19 protein-coding genes are annotated in these 19248 nt (G+C 41.6%); 1 reads left to right on the top strand and 18 read right to left on the bottom strand.

Features of this window, described 5'->3' with window-relative positions; all coding sequences use genetic code 11:
• Positions 1-32 precede the first annotated feature (32 nt).
• The 18 genes from hisS to ABE613_RS06990 all read right to left on the bottom strand — a co-directional run bounded on the left by hisS (position 33) and on the right by ABE613_RS06990 (position 18456).
• Positions 33-1304: a histidine--tRNA ligase gene (hisS, locus tag ABE613_RS07075; RefSeq protein WP_347376025.1), complete on the bottom strand. Its 1272-nt coding sequence runs from the start codon at positions 1302-1304 to the stop codon at positions 33-35.
• Positions 1289-2734, bottom strand: coding sequence for a coproporphyrinogen dehydrogenase HemZ (hemZ, locus tag ABE613_RS07070; protein WP_347376024.1), 1446 nt, complete (start codon positions 2732-2734; stop codon positions 1289-1291). Before hemZ ends, hisS begins: the two co-directional genes overlap by 16 nt.
• Positions 2735-2748: 14 nt before the next feature.
• Positions 2749-3369: an MBL fold metallo-hydrolase gene (locus ABE613_RS07065; protein WP_347376023.1), complete on the bottom strand. Its 621-nt coding sequence runs from the start codon at positions 3367-3369 to the stop codon at positions 2749-2751.
• Positions 3370-3376: 7 nt separating this feature from the next.
• The gene (locus ABE613_RS07060) at positions 3377-5722 is read right to left on the bottom strand and encodes a RelA/SpoT family protein (protein WP_235232031.1); all 2346 of its coding nucleotides are present in this window, start codon (positions 5720-5722) and stop codon (positions 3377-3379) included.
• A gap of 38 nt (positions 5723-5760) precedes the next feature.
• Entirely contained in the window at positions 5761-6285 is a 525-nt protein-coding gene (locus ABE613_RS07055; RefSeq protein ID WP_235232030.1) for an adenine phosphoribosyltransferase, read from the bottom strand.
• Positions 6286-6368: 83 nt separating this feature from the next.
• Positions 6369-8159 carry a single-stranded-DNA-specific exonuclease RecJ gene (recJ, locus tag ABE613_RS07050; protein WP_347376022.1) on the bottom strand — a complete coding sequence of 597 codons (1791 nt, stop codon included), beginning with the start codon at positions 8157-8159 and terminating at the stop codon, positions 6369-6371.
• Positions 8160-8258: 99 nt separating this feature from the next.
• Positions 8259-10430 (bottom strand): protein translocase subunit SecD, encoded by a 2172-nt coding sequence (gene secD, locus ABE613_RS07045; RefSeq protein ID WP_235232028.1) that lies wholly within the window; start codon positions 10428-10430, stop codon positions 8259-8261.
• Between the two features lie 38 nt (positions 10431-10468).
• Positions 10469-11863 carry a thioether cross-link-forming SCIFF peptide maturase gene (gene scfB, locus ABE613_RS07040; RefSeq protein WP_235232027.1) on the bottom strand — a complete coding sequence of 465 codons (1395 nt, stop codon included), beginning with the start codon at positions 11861-11863 and terminating at the stop codon, positions 10469-10471.
• Between the two features lie 87 nt (positions 11864-11950).
• Positions 11951-12094, bottom strand: a complete 144-nt coding sequence (gene scfA, locus ABE613_RS07035; RefSeq protein ID WP_235232026.1) for a six-cysteine ranthipeptide SCIFF — start codon at positions 12092-12094, stop codon at positions 11951-11953.
• 102 nt (positions 12095-12196) lie between these two features.
• On the bottom strand, positions 12197-12571 hold the full coding sequence (locus ABE613_RS07030; RefSeq protein ID WP_347376021.1) for a TIGR04086 family membrane protein: 375 nt from the start codon (positions 12569-12571) through the stop codon (positions 12197-12199).
• A 53-nt stretch (positions 12572-12624) separates the two neighbouring features.
• Positions 12625-13173, bottom strand: a complete 549-nt coding sequence (spoVT, locus tag ABE613_RS07025) for a stage V sporulation protein T (protein ID WP_235232024.1) — start codon at positions 13171-13173, stop codon at positions 12625-12627.
• A gap of 76 nt (positions 13174-13249) precedes the next feature.
• Positions 13250-14101 (bottom strand): sensor histidine kinase, encoded by an 852-nt coding sequence (locus ABE613_RS07020; protein ID WP_347376020.1) that lies wholly within the window; start codon positions 14099-14101, stop codon positions 13250-13252.
• Complete coding sequence (locus tag ABE613_RS07015) at positions 14094-14816, bottom strand: LytR/AlgR family response regulator transcription factor (RefSeq protein ID WP_235232022.1); 723 nt, start codon at positions 14814-14816, stop codon at positions 14094-14096. The genes ABE613_RS07020 and ABE613_RS07015 overlap by 8 nt, the downstream gene beginning before the upstream one ends.
• Positions 14817-14860: 44 nt before the next feature.
• A complete protein-coding gene (locus ABE613_RS07010) occupies positions 14861-15790 on the bottom strand; it encodes an SPFH domain-containing protein (RefSeq protein ID WP_347376019.1) in 930 nt (309 codons plus the stop codon).
• A 3-nt stretch (positions 15791-15793) separates the two neighbouring features.
• Positions 15794-16249, bottom strand: a complete 456-nt coding sequence (locus ABE613_RS07005; protein WP_347376018.1) for an NfeD family protein — start codon at positions 16247-16249, stop codon at positions 15794-15796.
• A 98-nt stretch (positions 16250-16347) separates the two neighbouring features.
• Positions 16348-17115 carry a DUF3169 family protein gene (locus ABE613_RS07000; RefSeq protein WP_347376017.1) on the bottom strand — a complete coding sequence of 256 codons (768 nt, stop codon included), beginning with the start codon at positions 17113-17115 and terminating at the stop codon, positions 16348-16350.
• Between the two features lies 1 nt (position 17116).
• Positions 17117-17323, bottom strand: coding sequence for a helix-turn-helix transcriptional regulator (locus ABE613_RS06995; RefSeq protein ID WP_235232111.1), 207 nt, complete (start codon positions 17321-17323; stop codon positions 17117-17119).
• A 179-nt stretch (positions 17324-17502) separates the two neighbouring features.
• Entirely contained in the window at positions 17503-18456 is a 954-nt protein-coding gene (locus tag ABE613_RS06990; protein ID WP_235232018.1) for an L-lactate dehydrogenase, read from the bottom strand.
• Positions 18457-18737: 281 nt separating this feature from the next.
• On the opposite strand from ABE613_RS06990, the gene ABE613_RS06985 reads away from it, so the two are divergent.
• Positions 18738-19184 (top strand): GatB/YqeY domain-containing protein, encoded by a 447-nt coding sequence (locus ABE613_RS06985; protein WP_347376016.1) that lies wholly within the window; start codon positions 18738-18740, stop codon positions 19182-19184.
• Positions 19185-19248: the final 64 nt, after the last annotated feature.

Genomic DNA, 19248 nt, shown 5'->3' with positions numbered 1-19248 from the left:
CTTTATCTCCTTTTTCATCCTTCAGGATATATTTATATATTTTCCACGGAATCAGCATAACAGTCGATGATCTCTTCATAACCGTCTGCCGTCAGCTGTTCTTTCTGAAATTTCTTATTCTTCTTCATGTTCACGATCAGCACCTGTCTGCCTGCTTCTCTGTCTGCTTTTGCAAGTGATAATACCTTTAACAAGCCTTCTTTTGGCATATTTTTCTCCAGAAGATAAGCCTTCTTACTTCCTTTTTTCGGAACTTCATATCCATTTTCCAGAAGCAGCATCACGATTCTCTCAAATCCAATCGAGAAACCACAGGCCGGTGTATCCTGACCGGTGAATTTACCGATCATTTTATCATACCGTCCTCCGCCTGCAACAGAACCTCCGAAGTCGTCCATCGTTACTTCAAAAATAGTACCGGTATAATAGGATTGACCTCTTACCAGGGTCGGGTCGAACTTAATGTTAAATTCACATTCTTTTGCAGCTTCTACACTTGAGATGATCATTTCCATGCCGTCTGCTGTCTGATCAGAAAGAACATCCCCTAACTTCTCTTTCAGATAACGGATTCCTTCCACATTTGGAGCCACTTCATCAAAAAGCTGAAGATAGGTCTCTACATTTTCCTTCGTATATCCCATCTCCTGAAGTTCTGCGGCCACCCCTTCTGCACCGATCTTATCCATCTTATCCAGAATAATGAAAACTTCATCGTAATCTTCTTCTTTAAATCCACTGTATGCAGCCATTGCTTTTAAGATGTTACGGTCATTGATACATACGGTAAAATTATGGAAATTCAATTTGCCAAGCATCGCTGTTGTCGCCAGAATCAACTCGATTTCTGCAAGATTGCCCGGCTCTCCCAAAATATCTATATCACATTGCATGAACTGACGAAAACGTCCCTTTTGCGGACGGTCTGCTCTCCATACGTTACCAATCTGTAAGGCTTTGAATGGAGCCGGCAGCTCGTTCGAATGGTTGGCATAATATCTTGCAAGAGGCACCGTCAGGTCATAACGCAGTCCGCCATCTACCAGATCATTCTCCTCTTTAGCCTCATCGATCTTCAGCTTCTCGCCGCGCTTCAGAATCTTAAAAATCAACTTCTCATTATCTCCGCCCTGCTTACTGCACAGGTTTTCAATATGCTCCACGCATGGAGTCTCCATAGAGGTAAACCCATAGGTCTTATAAGTATCCTTGATCAGCTGAATCACATAATCACGGATCTCCATCTCCTTGGGAAGCATGTCCTTCATCCCGGTGACCGGTTTCTTCTTTAATGCCATAACCATTCTCCTTTTCGCTCTATCATCTCGTCGATACGTTCAATGTAAGCATCGATCGCTTTCACATTCTCTACCCTTATCAGTCGGGTCATCTTCTTCTTTTTGCTGCCCGGGACCAGAATCGCCTCCGGTAATACAATCTTCGTCGATGCACCTGCACCTGCAGCAATTATGGATTGTTTTTCCTCCATAATAAGTATATTGTATATTCCGGCTTTGTCAACCTTTGCATAACCAACATTTTCGAAATTTCCTGCAATATTCTTCTGCCGGTACAGATAATATGGCACCAGATCCATTCGTTTTGCTGCCTCCGAAGCTTCTAAGATCATACCAGAAAGTGTCCGGGATATCTTCTGTGTATCCTGTTCCAGATCTTTTAATTTCATCTTGGCCGCACGTTTGATCGCAAGTGAATGGACGGTCAGGCTGTCTGGGGCAAGGCGTTCAATCTGCCTCAGAGTATCTTGCATATCTTCCATATCTTCTCCCGGCAGTCCGGCAATAATGTCCATATTAATATTGTCGAAGCCAATTTCCCTTGCCAGGTGATATGCTTCTATAATCTCTTCTACACTGTGCTTTCTGCCGATCGCTTCCAGCGTCTTTTGCTGCATACTCTGCGGATTAATTGAGATACGGGTAATTCCATGTTTTTTAATCACTTCTAATTTTTCGCGAGTAATACTATCCGGTCTTCCGGCTTCTACCGTATATTCCAGCAGATATTCTCTGGGAAAATATTCTTCGATACAATCAAGTAAACGATCCATCTGTGAAGCACTCAGCGTTGTTGGCGTTCCACCACCTATGTAAATACTATTCAGCTTTTTGCCTGCCGATCTTTTTCCAATAAAACAAAGCTCTTTGCACAGTGCCTGCAGATAATCTTCTACCCGGTGTTCCCACTCTGCCAATGCACCAGAACTGAAAGAACAATAGGTACAGACAGACGGACAAAATGGAATCCCTACATAAAGGCTATATCCATCTTGATAGTCCAGTCTTTGCAACAGTTCTCTCTCCCTCTCTGCAATCTTCCAAGACAATTCTGCCTTCTGGCGGCTTACTTTACAATCATCCATGAACCATGGTACAAAAGTCTCCTGATTCCAGCCTTCTTCCAGTTTATTCATTGCTATCTTCGTAGGGCGCACTCCAGTCAGAATTCCCCATGCAAGTGTATGTCCCGTTACATCTGCCAATTTTTGATAAATAAAGGTATCGATCCGATATTTCACTTCTTTTTCCGATAGTTCTTCTGATATATAATCTGCATCCACAACAATCATACTACCATCCTGAAGCAATACCGTTACATAATTAGAGGCTTTTTCCTCCACCTGACTGACAACATCTTCAGACGGATAAAAAGCCTTTATCATATGATACACATTATAAATATACGCTTCACTTCTACATATAATCTGAATCATTCCAATACTCCAATCTATATATATGGATTATATTTTCTTTCATGACCAATCGTTGTCTCTCCCATATGTCCCGGATATACATGTGTATCATCTGGAAGGAGCATCAACTTTTCGCGAATAGATCGAATCAGATCCGAAGTACTGCTATTCTGAAAATCTGTACGTCCCACTGAATTCTGGAACAACGTATCTCCACTGAACAATACGCCTTCTGATTCTACATAATAACAACATCCGCCTCTGGTATGCCCCGGAGTATGAATTACCTGAAAATCATATCCCGCATACGTAAGCACCTGATTATCTTTCATATAATGCGCTCCAGAAAATGTGTAACCGGATGTATAGGTGGATGACAGATTCAACTCTGGCTGATTCATCACATCCTCATCGTCTTCATGAACATACACCGGGACGTCATATTCAGCCAAGAATCCATCAATTCCCATCATATGATCAAAATGTCCATGAGTCAAAAGAATCGCTTCAATCTTAAGCCCTTCTGATCTGATATGTTTCATCAGATAGGACGGACTGGCAGCCGGATCAATTACAACTGCCTGTCGTGTCTCTTCATTGATTGCCAAATAACAATTAGTGCTAATAATTCCTGTAACAAATCTCTCAACTTTCATCTTATGATTAACCTGTCGCCCTTTCAATATCAATAATTCCTTCTATCTGACGGAGTTTCTTCACGACTCTTTCCAATTCTTCTCTGCTGTGCACGATAAAGCCGGTTTCAATCGTTGCAGTTCCCTGCTTACTGGTCCGTACATTCAAGGACTTCACATCTACATTATTCTCTGTAAAGATTTTGGACATCTCCATCAACAGTCCTTGTCTGTCACGGGCATACATCTTGATATCTGCCAGATACTGTCCTCCATCTTTCTCTGCTACATCACTTTCCCATTCTGCATCAATCAATCTGGCACGCTCTGCTTCTGTCAGATGAATCATATTGACACAATCTGTTCGATGAATGGAAAGTCCTCTTCCTCGTGTGACAAATCCTACGATTTCATCTCCCGGCACCGGATTACAGCATCTGGAGAAACGCACAGCCACATCATCAATTCCTTTGACGACAATTCCGCTCTTAGACTTGGCAATATGGACCTTATTTTTTGCTGCCTCAGCAACTTTTTCCATAACAACCTCATCCGTGAGCTCTTGCTTATGCTCTTTACTGTATTCTTCTACCAGTCGATTAACGACCTGACCTTCTTTTAACCCCCCATGACCAATTGCTGCCAAAACAGAGTCCCAATCCTTAAAACCATATTTTTTCTGCACAATCTCTTGATATCTTGGATTGAGAATATTGCTCGGATTGATCGTTTTCGCCTTACAGTAGGCCGCAATCATTTCTTTTCCCTTTATAATATTACTTTCTTTGAATTCCTTTTTAAACCACTGATTAATTTTATTTTTCGCTTGTGTACTCTTAACAACATTCAGCCAATCACGGCTTGGTCCTTTAGAATTCTGAGAAGTCAGTATCTCTATTCTGTCTCCGTTCTGTATCTTGTAATCGATATTTACAAGCTTCCCGTTCACTCTGGCGCCAACCATCTTATTGCCGACAGCACTATGAATCGCGTATGCGAAATCAATCGGTGTAGAACCATTCGGCAAGTTCTTCACATCTCCCTGTGGAGTGAAACAATAGACATCTTCTGCAAACAGATCCAGGTCACCTTTGATCAGATTCATGAATTCCCGATTATCCGACATATCGCGCTGCCATTCCAGAATCTGTCTGAGCCAGCTTAGTTTTTCTTCTTCCTGCGCCTCAACACTCTTCTTACCATCATTAGATTCCTTATATTTCCAGTGGGCCGCAATACCATATTCAGCGGTCTTATGCATTTCTTCCGTACGAATCTGAATCTCAAAAGGCTGACCGACCGAACTCATTAATGTTGTATGCAAAGACTGATACATATTCGGCTTCGGCATCGCAATATAGTCTTTAAAGCGTCCTGGAATCGGCGTATACATCTCATGGATCACACCCAGGGCTGCATAACAATCCTTTACAGACTCAACAATAATACGGACTGCGAACAGATCATAGATCTGATCCACCGTTTTATCCTGATTCACCATTTTTTTATAGATGCTGAAGAAATGCTTTACCCTGCCATTTACTTCCGCCTTAATATTAGCATTCTTCATATGTTCAGATACTTCATCAACAATCTGCTGAACGAACTCTTCTCGTTCTGTCTTTCTGGCATTAATCTGCTTTACGAGATCAAAAAACACCTCTGGTTGGGAATATTTCAGTGCCAGATCATCCAATTCTGTCTTTATCTTAGATATACCAAGACGCTGGGCAATAGGCGCATAGATATCCATCGTCTCTTTGGCTTTCTCTTTCTGCTTTTCAGGCTTCATGAATTGCAATGTCCGCATATTATGAAGACGGTCGGCCAGTTTAATAATAATGACACGAATATCCTTTGCCATAGCAAGGAACATCTTGCGCAGATTTTCAGCTTGTACATCCAGTTTATCAGAAGAATAAGACAAACGTCCTAACTTTGTGACACCATCCACCAAAAGCGCTACTTCATCTCCGAATTCTCTTCTGATATCTTCTTCACTAACATCCGTATCTTCCACCACATCATGAAGCATTCCTGATGCAATCGTCTCTTTATCCATCTCCAGATCTGCCAGAATAATAGCGACCCAAAGTGGATGTACGATATAAGGTTCTCCCGACTTACGTCGCTGACTGCCATGTGCCTTAGATGCCAGACGGTAAGCCTTCTCAATCATTGAGACATCTGTTGACGGGTGATACTTACGGATACGGGCAATTAACATGTCATACAAACGATCCGGATCTTCGTAATCGCCTGGTGCTTTTACCGCATGACCATCAACAATCTCAAGCCCTTTCGCATTATCCCCCATAACAGATTCTGTCGCGATTCGACCATCGATAGCCTCATAGGTTGTTGTCTTTGACATATTAACGCCTCCTTCCTGTCTTATATTTTTCGTTCGTATTATTTTCCTGGATATGCAATTACAGATTCAACATCATATCCTTTTAATCTTTCCCGGCCTTTTAGACCCTTTAATTCCATCAAAAATACCGTTTTGACAACTTCTCCGCCAAGACCTTCCACCAACTTTACCATAGCCTCATTGGTACCGCCTGTCGCAATCAAATCATCAATGATGACTACTTTCTGTCCTGGCTTGATTGCATCGCGATGCATCTCAAGTTCCGCCGTGCCATATTCCAGGTCATATCTGATTGAAACCGTCTCACATGGAAGTTTTCCCTTTTTTCGAATCGGAATAAATGGTTTATGCAGATTATATGCAATCGGCACTCCGAAAATAAATCCTCTGGATTCAGGCCCAACAATCACGTCAAACTCTACATCCTTCAACTTCTCCTGCATAAGATCTATCGCAAGATGAAGCCCGTCAGCATCCTGAAGCACACTGGTCACATCTCTAAATATAATTCCCGGTTCTGGAAAATCCGGAATACTTCTTACGTACTCTTCAATCGGTTTCATAACAATCTCTCCATTCTATTAAAATACAATCCTAAGTATAGCATTAGTTTATGCGATTTTCAAATAAATCTGCTGTTTTCCTGCTATTTCTTAGGGTTTTTCAATGTTATTTGACAACGAAAATGCGTAATAACAATCTGAGGTGTCTTCTTCCCCATATATTCATTCATTCCAGGATAATAGGTAAGCATCAGAATGATATGATTCTTTTTGCCAGCCAACATCGACTCAACTTCAAAAACACCATAGTTTTCCTCAAGTTCTGATAAGAACTGATCTATATTCTGAAAATACATAGCTTCTATTTGAGTACCGGCAGAATCTTGTACCTGAAGTTTTAGTACATTTTTATTTTTTCCAAGAATTTTCCCACTTAGAATTTCTACACTCTTTGCCGCAAATACTGGTTTTGTATTCCCTTTTCCAAATGGTTCCAACAATGACAGTTCCTGGACTAGCTCTTCTGTCACACAGGAAAACGGCATCTCCATGTCAATCACTACTTTTTCTGCCAGATCCTCTTCTTGAAGTGTACAGTTAGCATTTAACATATACCGTAATCTTTCAATATTTTCTTTTTCCAATGACAGACCTGCTGCCAGTTTATGTCCTCCATATCTGGTCAGCAGCTTCTGACATTTACTTAACTCCTCATACATAGAATAAGCTTCGATCGATCTTCCCGAACCTTTGATTCCTTCTTCCGCATCAGTCAATACAAACACTGGTTTATAGTAAATCTCACGAATACGTCCAGCCACAATTCCAGCAATACTTTCATGGCATCCCGGCAGATAGATGACTAGAACTTTATCCTGTCCCACAGCCGTTGTCTCTACCAGCTCTATCGCCTGCTTTACCGCCGCATCCGTCAGATCTTTTCGGCTGTCATTCAATGCTTTTAATTCTCCTGCCAGTATGTCCGCTTCTTTTTTATCTTTTGCACGCAAGAGTTTTAACGCCCGCTTTGCCGTATCTAGCCTGCCGCTTGCATTCAGGCATGGCCCCAGAACAAATCCAATATGATAAGCCCGAATCTGATCTTTTTGAACACCAGTACACTCCATCAAAGAGCGCAGTCCCTGGTTACGAGTTCTTCCCAACATTTGCAGCCCTTCTTTTACCAGAATACGATTTTCTCCTTCCAGATCCATAACATCACCTACTGTTGCAATAGCAGCATTTTCAATCAGATCATCCAGATCATCTACATCTCTTCCCATAGATTCGCAAAGCGCCTCCACAAGCTTGTAAGCAATCGCCGCTCCACACAAGCCCTTAAAAGGATATTCACAGCCCGGTTGCTTGGGATCAATGACCGCATCTGCCAACGGAAGACGATACGTTTTCTTTCCATCATCCTCACAATATGGCACCTCATGGTGATCCGTCACTATAATGGTCATTCCCAACTGCTTCCCATATGCGATTTCATCCGCTGCCGCAATTCCGTTATCACAGGTAACGATGGTATCTATCCCATCATCATACGCACGTTCGATCAGATCAATATTCAGCCCATACCCGTCTGTTATTCGATTTGGAATATCGCAATCCACATCCGCCCCCAGACGCTCCAGACCTTCCAACAGAATATAAGAAGCATTGATTCCATCAATATCATAATCTCCTATGACGCGAAGCTTCTGTTGTCCTGCAATCTTTTCTCTCAGGATATCCAAAGCTTTATCCATATCTTTCATCAGCATACCGTCATACAGATCCGTAATCGTTCCATTAAGATATTGATGGATTTCTTCTTCACCTATAATATCTCTGTTCCGGATCAGACAGGCAAGCCTTGGACTAATATGGTATTTTTTTCCAATTGCTTCAAAATCTGCACCTTTTCTCAAAAGTACCCATCTTTCCATCTTTCATCCCACTCCAAATAAAACTTCTTATAGAAAAAAGCAGCCATGTCATCTCTGATTCTACAAATCAGATAACAATGGCTGCTTCATCATCTCATACTATTTTTTCTTATTGCTATTCTTGGAAGTCTGTTTTTTGCCCAACTTCGTTCTCATTACATACCAGAGTGCTCCTGTAATACATACAGAAGAATATGCTCCACAGATAATACCAACCATCAGCGGTGCTGCAAACTCACGAATAGAACTTACTCCCATAACAAACAGAATCGCTACCATTACGAAAGTTGTCAAAGAAGTATAAATACTTCTTGTAAGTGTCTGGGTAATACTCTTATTAACAACTTCTGAAAGCTCTGTCGTCTTGGACTGATAATGAAGTTCCTCACGAATACGGTCGAATATAACGATTGTTGCATTGATAGAGTAACCTACGATCGTCAGCATACATGCAATAAATGTATTACCTACAGAGATTCTTGCCACTGCATAGAATCCAAGAACAATCAAAACGTCATGAAGCAATGCAAAAATTGCACTGGCCGCAAATCGAATATCCTTAAATCTGAACCAGATATACAGAAGCATACAGATCGTAGCAACGATTACTGCTATGATCGCATCCTGACGCATCTCATTACTTACAGTAGAACTAATATTCTCAGCAGAGATCTTCGACTCATCAACCTGGAAATTATCTACCATTGCCTGATTCAAAGCTTCACGCTGATCCAATTCCAAAGTCACGGTCTTGATCACAACCTGATTGGTACCGGCTACCTTCTGAGTCTGTACATTGTGATCTCCAGTAACCTCTTCTACAATTGGAACGATCTTCTCATCAATCTCTTCAATCGAATAATCTTCGTTAAATGTTACATTCGTAGAAGTACCACCTTCGAATTCCAGACTATATGCAAATGCTCCATTTCCTCTGGATGAATTAACACCCATGACTGCAAATCCACCAATGATCAGTACCAAAGAGATTACAAAGAACACTTTCTTCTTACCCAGGAAATTGATTGGCGTTCTTTCTTTCTTCGGACGATAATACAATTTTTCATTGCGAAGTCCAACAGCATAGAATGCATATACGATCATTCTTGTAATCACTAATGCAGTGAACATAGATACAATAATACCGATCGCCAGAGTCTGTGCAAATCCTTTTACTGTACCAGAACCTTTTAACCACAGAACCGCTGCTGCAATCAATGTAGTCACGTTACCATCCACAATTGCAGACATCGCTTTCTGGAATCCGGTCTTCAGAGAATTCTTCACACTCTTTCCGCGTGTCATCTCCTCACGCACACGGGCAAATATAATAACATTTGCATCCACAGCCATACCAATACCAAGGATGATACCTGCAATACCTGGTAAAGTCAACGTAATGTTAAATGCATTTAATATAAGTAATACAAGTTCTGTATAAATGATCAGTGCCAGACCAGCAGCAAGACCTGGAAGATAATATACAAAGATCATGAATATGAATACAATTGCCAGACCAATCGCTCCTGCCTTCAAGCTTGTGCTGATTGCCTGTTCTCCTAACTGCGCTCCGACTACGTTGGAACGTAATTCTTCCAGTTCCAGCTTCAGTCCACCGATACGAATCGTAGAAGCAAGATTATCTGCCTCTTCGTATGTGAAGTTTCCTGTGATATATGCCTGTCCTCCAGTGATTGCTTCATTGACTCTCGGGCTGCTGATAACTTCACCATCATAAATGATGGAAATCTGCTTTCCAACATTTGCCTCCGTAGCTTCCGCAAACTTTTCTGCACCTTCATCTGTCAGATCCAGTTCTACAGAGTACTCTTTATTCCCCATATCATCCTGTCCTGACTGCGCAGACGCTGTCTTTACATCAGAACCTGTAATAACCGTCTCTCCATCCTGTGTCTGAAATTCCAGTGACCCCGGTTTTCCCAGCTCATCCAGAATCGCGTTGGCGTCTGTAACTCCAGGAATCTCGACATTAATTCTGTCATCACCTTCCTGATATACGCTTACCTCTGTACTATACTGCTCTACACGTTTTTGAAGTTTATAGATGGTATCACTCATCTCTTCTTCTGTCGGATTGTCATCTTTTACCTGATAAGTAATGCTGACACCACCTTTAAGGTCCAGACCAAGCTTAATATTCTTCATTGCACCCGTTCCGGTCTCTCCGAGACCAACCAGCACTGTGAATCCAAGCAATACGACCAATACAGCGGTCAGAATCAGGCTCAGTATGCCTTTGTTCTTCTTCATGATTTACTTCCTTTCTGCTTCTTCTGCCTTGATTTCTACTATTCTTCTGCCAACGCTGCTTTTATCATAATCGCGCATTCTACACGTTTCCGCTGCATCTCGCACCCGATATCATATGTATCGTGGATCGTACCGTGGAAATTATAAGAATTCGCCATACAGCCACCGCTGCAATAGAATTTTGCGAAACAATCTCTGCACTTATCTTTGGAATATACGTTACAACTACGAAAATCATCTGCAATTTCCGGCCTGACAATGCCATCATCCACATTTCCCATCAAGAACTCTTCCTGTCCTACAAATTGATGGCAAGGATACAGATCTCCCCACGGAGTAACGGCAAGATATTCCGTTCCCGAACCACATCCTGACAGTCTCTTTGCCACACATGGTCCACCGTCTAAGTCTATCATAAAATGAAAGAAATTAAAACCTTTTCCTTCCTTTTCACGTTCAATCATGATCTTTGCAAGTTTATCATATTCTTCTTTAATAATCGGAACATCCTCTTCGCGGATTGCATAAGGATCACTTTCCTCTCCGACAACAGGTTCAATAGACATCTGCTTAAATCCAAGATCTGCAAAATGGAGAATATCCTTGGAGAAGTCCAGATTATTCCGGGTAAATGTTCCTCGTATGTAATATTTTTCCTGATTCCTGCTTTCTGCCAGCTTTTGAAACTTCGGAACAATAAGATCATAGCTTCCGGTTCCATTGCGGAATGGACGCATCTGATCATTGATCTCTTTTCTTCCATCCAGACTTAAGACCACATTATCCATCTCTTTATTTACAAAATCCTGTACTTCGTCATTCAGTAATACCCCATTCGTAGTCAATGTGAAACGAAAATGCTTGTTATGAATCTTCTCCTGCTCTCTTCCATAGGCGACCAGATCTTTGACCACCTGCCAGTTCATAAGTGGTTCTCCACCGAAGAAATCTACTTCCAGATTATGTCGGTTACCTGAATTGGCGATTAAAAAGTCTAATGCCTTTTTCCCGACTTCATAGGACATCAGAGCACGCCTGCCATGATACTCTCCTTCTTCTGCAAAGCAATACTTGCAGGCCAGATTACAGTCATGTGCAATGTGAAGACAAAGTGCTTTTACGACCGTTTTCCGCTTCTTGACTTCCTCAATCATACATTCATAGGTGTCTTTTACAAATAGCTGTCCCGCTTCCGTCAATTCAATGACATCTTCCAGTGCATCACCAATCTCTTTTTCTTCATATTTGTCTCCAAGCTTTTGATGCAGCATGGACAAAACAGAATCCTCTTTTAACGTCTCTACTGTATGATCTTTATTGATTTCGTTTAATTCTGCAATCACATCATAACATAGATCATCTACTACATGAACTGCGCCACTGTAGACATCCATCACGATATTATAGCCATTATTCTTATACTGATGAATCAAGGCTGTATACCCCTTTCACTTTTTTGTATACAACGAAAAACAGCGACCCTAAAGACCGCTGTCTCGAGCATTCCATATACTTCAAAATTATTTTTTCTGTTCGCAAGTCTGATTTCCTACGGTACAGGAAGTCTTACATGCTGACTGGCAAGATGTCTGGCATTCGCCACATCCGCTCTTCTTCATGTTATTGTTCATAGTCTGTTTATTTAATGTCTTTACATGTTTCATGTTTACATTCCTCCTTAAACTTTGCTTAACTTATATTATTATAGCATTTCATCTTTATTTTCGCAATCATTTTATCTGACTGTTAAGGCTTTAATTTCGTTATTACGATATCATGCCTCCAACCATTCCGCCACCAGCGCATAAGATAAATGTAGTAATCAGGTTATCGCCATTCCCATTCAAGCTATGATACACACCTAATGTAATCAACAGAAGAAGTGCAAAATATCCAATTCCCAGTCCCAAGCCCCACACAAATCGCCTTGTCTTGGCATACTTTCCGATCATGATTCCTCCGATCAAAGTCGCCACAACATAAATTGCTATAATAGCTGCTGATACCATCTTCTCATTTAATTCAAACTTATAAAGTGCCGCTGCAAGCAATACAAGAAGTATACCTGTAATAACGTATGAAGCCAGCAATGACTTCAGCACCCACATAACTTTAGAATCTTTTTGAAACTGTCTCTCCATTCCATCCCTCCTTGTCTAACACAAGGTATGATGGAAAGCTTACGTTTATTCCTCTATTGTTCCATCTGACTTCCCAAAAAACCAGCCGCACAGGATGCCAGCTTCTGCTCTAACTCCTGCAGCTTTTTCTTCACATCTTTTGACAGAAGAATCACTCCTCCAATAATATCTCCTTCACAGATAATCGGACTGATAATTTCATAGATGAATTCTTCCTCAGGGTTATCTGTAATGGGAATATATTTTTTATCTCCAGCTGTTGCTGTCAATTGTGTTCTCGCACTTAATTGCTTCTCCAGCTGGTGGCTGATATATTTATCCTGTAATTCTTTCTTGCCGGCACCGGATGCTGCAATAATCTGATCCATATCACAGACACAGACCAGACATCCCACCGTCTGCGCCAGACTCTCCGCATACTGTCTGGCAAATGTAGACAACTCACCTATCGGAGAATATTTTTTCAGAATAATCTCACCCTCTCGATCCGTAAAAATCTCCAGCGGATCTCCTTCACGGATTCTTAAAGTTCTTCGTATTTCTTTGGGAATGACCACTCTTCCAAGGTCATCGATTCTTCGTACGATTCCTGTAGCTTTCATATAATAAATTCCTCCATTTACTGTACTGACGATTTCCAGAATTAGTATCTGTAAATGGAAGAATTTTATACTACGTTTATACAACCACTCTCATACAGATATATCTCTTTTCATTGATATTCTCCATACTTACAAAAATATCTCCTTGATATTTTTTAATGAGCATCTTGGCATTATATAATCCCAGTCCATGCCTTCTATCACCACTTTTGGTTGAATAACCTTTCTCAAAAAAGCGGTCGATATTCTTCATCCTGATATCATTAATCTGATTTTTGATAATAAAAACCAGCCGGTCATCTTCGGAATCCAGTTCCATCATAACCTGATTCAATTCTTCTGTGCAGGCTTCATAAGCATTGTCTACTAATGTGCCTACTATTTCAATCAAATGATGCTCTGAAATCCCTGAAATAATCTCCAGGCTCTTGACTTCTACTTCCGTCTTTACATAAGAAGGAGACCGAACAATCTTGCTGTACAAAAATCCCGCAAGCACTTTATCACTGATTCTTAAAAGTGGAAGATACCGCCGGCTGTCATCATCCTTAATCACTTCTGTAATATATTCCGACTGCCGTTCTACCAGTTCTTCATAATTATCGACTGTCAGATGCATATTCAATATCGCATTCAGATGATTATCAAATTCATGCTGCTTTGCCCGGATCTCTTTCACCAGTTCCTCCAGAGGCTGTACATAATGTTGATACAGCTTAAGCTCTGTCTCCTTCTTCTGCATAAGAATATAATTCTTACGCCAGTCAGCAATTCCCCAGAACACAATCACTACCATCAGAAGAAACATAATAAAGATTCGGTAGTCAAAGGTTCCGCTGATTAAAAAATCTACCACCAGATATACGGACACCAACAATGCAAGCACACAAAAAATCCTATATAAAAACTTTTTTATCCAATCAACCACTGATCAGCCTCCCAATCTCCGACTTATACGTCACTCCTATCTCCACGATATCTTCGCAGTCTTTTATCTTGACAATTCGATTGACCGTGTCAAAATACTCCACCTTTCTTCGATTCACCGCAAACATCCGATGACACTGCAGAAACATATCCGCCGGAACTTTTTGTAAGATTTGTTTTAAAGTAACATATGGTACATTCCAGTTCTCATTCTTCATGTGAAGACAGATTCCCCTTGGAATCGCTTCTATATAACAGATATCTTCGCATAGGACCTGATAATTGATGCCGTCTTTTTTCACGACAACCATCGGACGCTCCTCATGCTTCTCTCTTTCCAGCACCTTTTGAACCACTTCTTTGACCTGTTCCGGCCGAAACGGCTTCATAATGTACTGATAACAATGTAATTCCCGATAAGCCTGCATCTCCATGGCTCCTATTGCTGTGACCATCACAACCGGGGTAAAGGTATAACGGAACTGCTCTCGCAATTCCCTGGCAAAGAGGATACCGCCGATATCTTCATGAGCATTGCCATTTAGATTCACATCCAACAAAAACAACCTATATGTCCAATCCATATCTAACAGTTTTTTCGCTTCCCGATAAGAGGAGGCAGTATGTACACAAAGATCTTCCGAGTACTCTGTAAGAATCCTTTTCAAAGCTTCCAGTGAAGCCTTGTCATCTTCCAGAATTAATACATGCGTCATTGCACTGCCTCCTCTCTCTTTTCCATATCTGTATATATTCTGCTTTATTCTGCTATAATCTCTTTGGCACTTTTCGCCAGTCCCGCAAGACTTTGAATCTCAGACGGAATAATGATCTTTGTTGATTTTCCATCTGCAGCCTTTTCAAAAGCTTCCAGACTCTTCATCGTAAGAACCGCTTCATCTGCTCCTGCTTCCTTCAGGAAACGAATACCATCTGCATTAGCCTGCTGCACTTTCAGGATTGCTTCTGCCTCACCTTCTGCCTGACGGATCATGGCTTCCTTCTGTGCTTCCGCACGTAAGATAGCAGCCTGCTTCTCTGCCTCTGCATCCAGAATTGCAGATTCCTTATGTCCTTCTGCTACCAGAATCGTAGACTTCTTCTCACCTTCAGCACGAAGGATTGCCTCCCGTCGTTCACGTTCTGCTTTCATCTGCTTCTCCATCGCATCCTGAATTGCTGCCGGAGGAATGATATTCTTCAATTCTACGCGGTTCACCTTGATTCCCCACGGATCTGTCGCTTCATCAAGAGATGCCCTCATCTTCGTATTGATCGTCTCTCTTGAGGTCAGCGTCTGATCCAGCTCCAGATCCCCAATAATATTACGCAACGTAGTTGCCGTCAGATTCTCGATCGCCATAATCGGATTCGCCACTCCATAGCAGAACATCTTCGGATCTGTAATCTGATAGAATACGACCGTATCGATCCGCATTGTTACATTATCTTTTGTAATCACTGGCTGCGGAGCAAAATCAACAACCTGCTCCTTCAGATCTACCTTTCTTGCCACCCGGTCAATGATCGGAACTTTAAAGTGAAGGCCTGTACTCCACGTTGCCTGATAAGCTCCCAGACGTTCCACTACCACCGCTCTTGCCTGCGGCACAATCTTGATACAGGAAATCAGCAAAATCAAAAAAACTAAAATAATAACTACTGCCGCAATAAACCCCAAAGTCAACATATTCTATTCCTCCTCATACTTTTTTACAATTAATTTTACTCCTGAAATATTGATCACTTTTGCCAGCGTCTCCGGCTCCAGAATCTGTGCATCATCATCCGCACGAACCGTCCACTCCTGTCCATTCACCGTTGCCTTTCCGGTCTGATGGAGATTATCTACTCTCTCCGTAATCCGGATCGTCTTACCAATGATTCCTTCATAATTCGTCTTCTCATGCTGCGTGTTGATAAACTTCATTGCAAACGGCCTTGTAAAATATAACAGTACAAAGGTTACCACGAAGAATATTACGATCTGCCACACCAGGGAAATACCAAGAATACTGAATATAAGTGCAACCAATGCACCTCCAGCCGCCCAGATACTGGTCAGTCCCACCGTGATGATCTCAACAATCAGCAAAAGAATCAGAAGTCCCAGCCAGGCAATCGTCACATAATTGTCCTGTATGAACATATACTCCTCACTTCCTTTCTTGTTGACTACATCCTACCAAAATGCGGCAGTCTCAGCAATAGTTCCTGCGTGAATGAAGTGATTTCATGTCTGAATGATTACTTAGCGAGCTGAATCGTCTTAAAACAATACACACTCACATGAATTCCCCATAAGATTGAGATCATCACACAGGCAAAGACACCCGTCCCCGCAAATTCAATTGCAAGAAATGCAAACAGCCACACAATCATAAATGCAATATTAGTCACTTTAAATGCTGAATATGCCGCCTGATATACCTGCATCTTCTCTGCCTCATCGCAGCTGTCCATCCATTTACTCTGAAAACGGATATCATAAACACTTCCCTTTTTCTCCGGATTCATCTCTTTGGACAGATCCACCACCTTCTGTTGTATCCATATACTTATGAATACATTTGCCATGAATACAACCGCCAGTATTAATTCATTCCGTACCCCTGTCATATCTTCCGGTCTCAGATCCACTCCCAAAGCAAACAAAAGAAAGCTGATGACCTGATTCAGGCTGAGTGCCCACAATGCATAATTCAGCTTAATATCTATCTGATTCGGAATCTCCTCCTCTTCTCCATCCCATTCTCGAAGCAACACACGGCTCTTTCGATACATGGCAAACGCCAAGATATTGAATATCACAGCCTCCGCCGCCAGAAGATACGGTGCCAACATCGTTACCTTCTGCGTCATTGCCCCAGCTGCCCGTTGAATTCCTGTTGTCCCCAGGAAAACCATCAATATCCCGAGTATGGCGCCCACCACCCCGCTGACAATAACAATCGGAATAAACCACTTTCTCGCTCTTCTATTCTCCTGACTGATCTCTTCTTTTCTACTCATCATCTTAATCTTCCTCCTCATACCAGAAAATATCTTCTACCTGTACTTCAAATACCTTTGCAATCTTTAATGCCAGCGTCACTGATGGAGAATAATCCCCTCGTTCGATCTGGCTGATAGTCTGTCTGGAAACTCCAGACAGGCGTCCCATCTCCTGCTGGTTCACACCAATTCTGGCCCTGTATTCTTTTAAACGATTATATAAAGGCACATAATCACCTCCATGCATTATATTGAAAGCTTTCTTTGTCATTTTGACAATTATCCTTGTCACCAAGAGCATAGCATATGACAACTATACTTGTCAACAAGAAATAACTGAATTTTGCTGAATTTAAAAAAGGCCGAGTCAGTTTATCACTGATTCGACCTTCTATCTCTCATTATATTCTAGTATTCCATAATCTTGTCCGTATACTCCCGGATAATTTTTGCCGACTCTTTAAACCGAGTCAATTCCTGACTGCTCATGTGGATTTCCAGCACATCCGAAGCCCCTGTGCGATTCAGGACAACCGGCACTCCACAATAGACATCTTTTTCTCCATATTCTCCTTCCAGTAATGTTGAGACCGGAATAATTCTGTTCTCATCGTGTAAGATTGCCTTGATCACTCCAACTGCGGTAGTTGCCACTCCATAATAAGTTGTTCCTTTTCTGTTCAGGATCTCCCAGCCTTCCTGTGCAGTCTTAACTACCAGATTGTCCAGATCCACATCACCAACCAGATCTGGATTATCACGGATAATATCATAGAATGGTTTCCCTGCGACCATAACAGCTGACCACGGTACCATCTGTGAATCTCCATGCTCTCCCATCGAAAATGCATGGACACTTCTTGGATCTACATGAATCAGCTCTCCGATAAAGTTCTTAAGCCTCGAAGAATCCAATGCTGTTCCTGTTCCAATGACTTGATTCTTTGGAAGACCTGACAGACGCTGTACATAATGTGCTATGATATCTACCGGATTAGAGATGATCAGGAAGATCCCGTCAAATCCACTTTCCATAATCGGACTTACGATAGACTTTGTAATCTTCGCCGACGCTTCCAACGTATCCAGCCTTGTCTGCCCCTGTCTTGGCGGCGCACCTGCCGTAATCACAATAATATCCGCATCTTTGCAATCTTTATAATCACCTACATACACTTTGGTATTCCGGTTCAGATATTCCACACAATCTTTTAGATCCAGTACCTCTCCAAGAGCCTTTTCCTTATTAATGTCCACCATCATAATCTCATCGCAGACACCCTGCGTCAAAAGACTGAACGCCGTGGACGAGCCGACCAGACCAGTCCCTACTATTACCACTTTACTTTTGTTTGTTGTCATTTAAAAAACCCCCATTTCATATAATATCGTTTCCATTTGTGTCCCAAAAATACCACCAGAATCTGTCCACTGACAGCTTCTTCAATACACAGGCACAAAAAAAGCAAAGTGCTCTCATTGAGACTCCTTTGCCTTTACTTAAATTCATGATAGTCTTTTCGGCCATCACTGTCAATATCCAATTCCATTCCAGACGGTTCTGAATTAAGTATGGAAAAGGCTGGATATTTATAATAGAATTCTGTATAATAATTGCAGACAATGATAGGAGGAATGAAAACATGAGTAAAATCGAAGAAGTTCGTGCCGATATGGTCAAAGCCATGAAGGCCGGTGACAAAGAAACCAAGGAAACGCTGTCCATGCTGTTGGCTGCTCTTAAGAATAAAGCAATTGACAAACGCGCTGATCTGACTCCCGAAGAAGAGACACAGGTTATCATGAAAGAGATCAAGCAGACCAAAGAGACTCTGGAAATGACTCCTTCCGACCGCACAGAGATTATTGATGAATGCACCAAACGTCTGGCTGTATTAGAACAATATGCCCCTAAGATGATGGATGAAGCCGAGATCAAGGAGATCGTCGCTTCCGTTCTTGCCGAGATGGGTCTGGATGCTCCGACTGCAAAAGACAAAGGAAAGATCATGAAAAATCTAATGCCAAAGGTAAAAGGCAAAGCCGACGGCAAGCTGGTCAATGAGATTGTATCTTCTTTTATGAGCTAAGCTGATGGCAATAAAAAACCGATCTTGAAATCACAATTTCAGATCGGTTTTTTTGTTCTTCTTT

Origin of the sequence: Dorea chungnamensis (assembly GCF_039832125.1) — a bacterium.
Classification (GTDB): domain Bacteria; phylum Bacillota; class Clostridia; order Lachnospirales; family Lachnospiraceae; genus JAFBIX01.
Note: the sequence above shows the minus strand (reverse complement) of the source record. Positions and strands in the feature narration are given on the sequence as shown.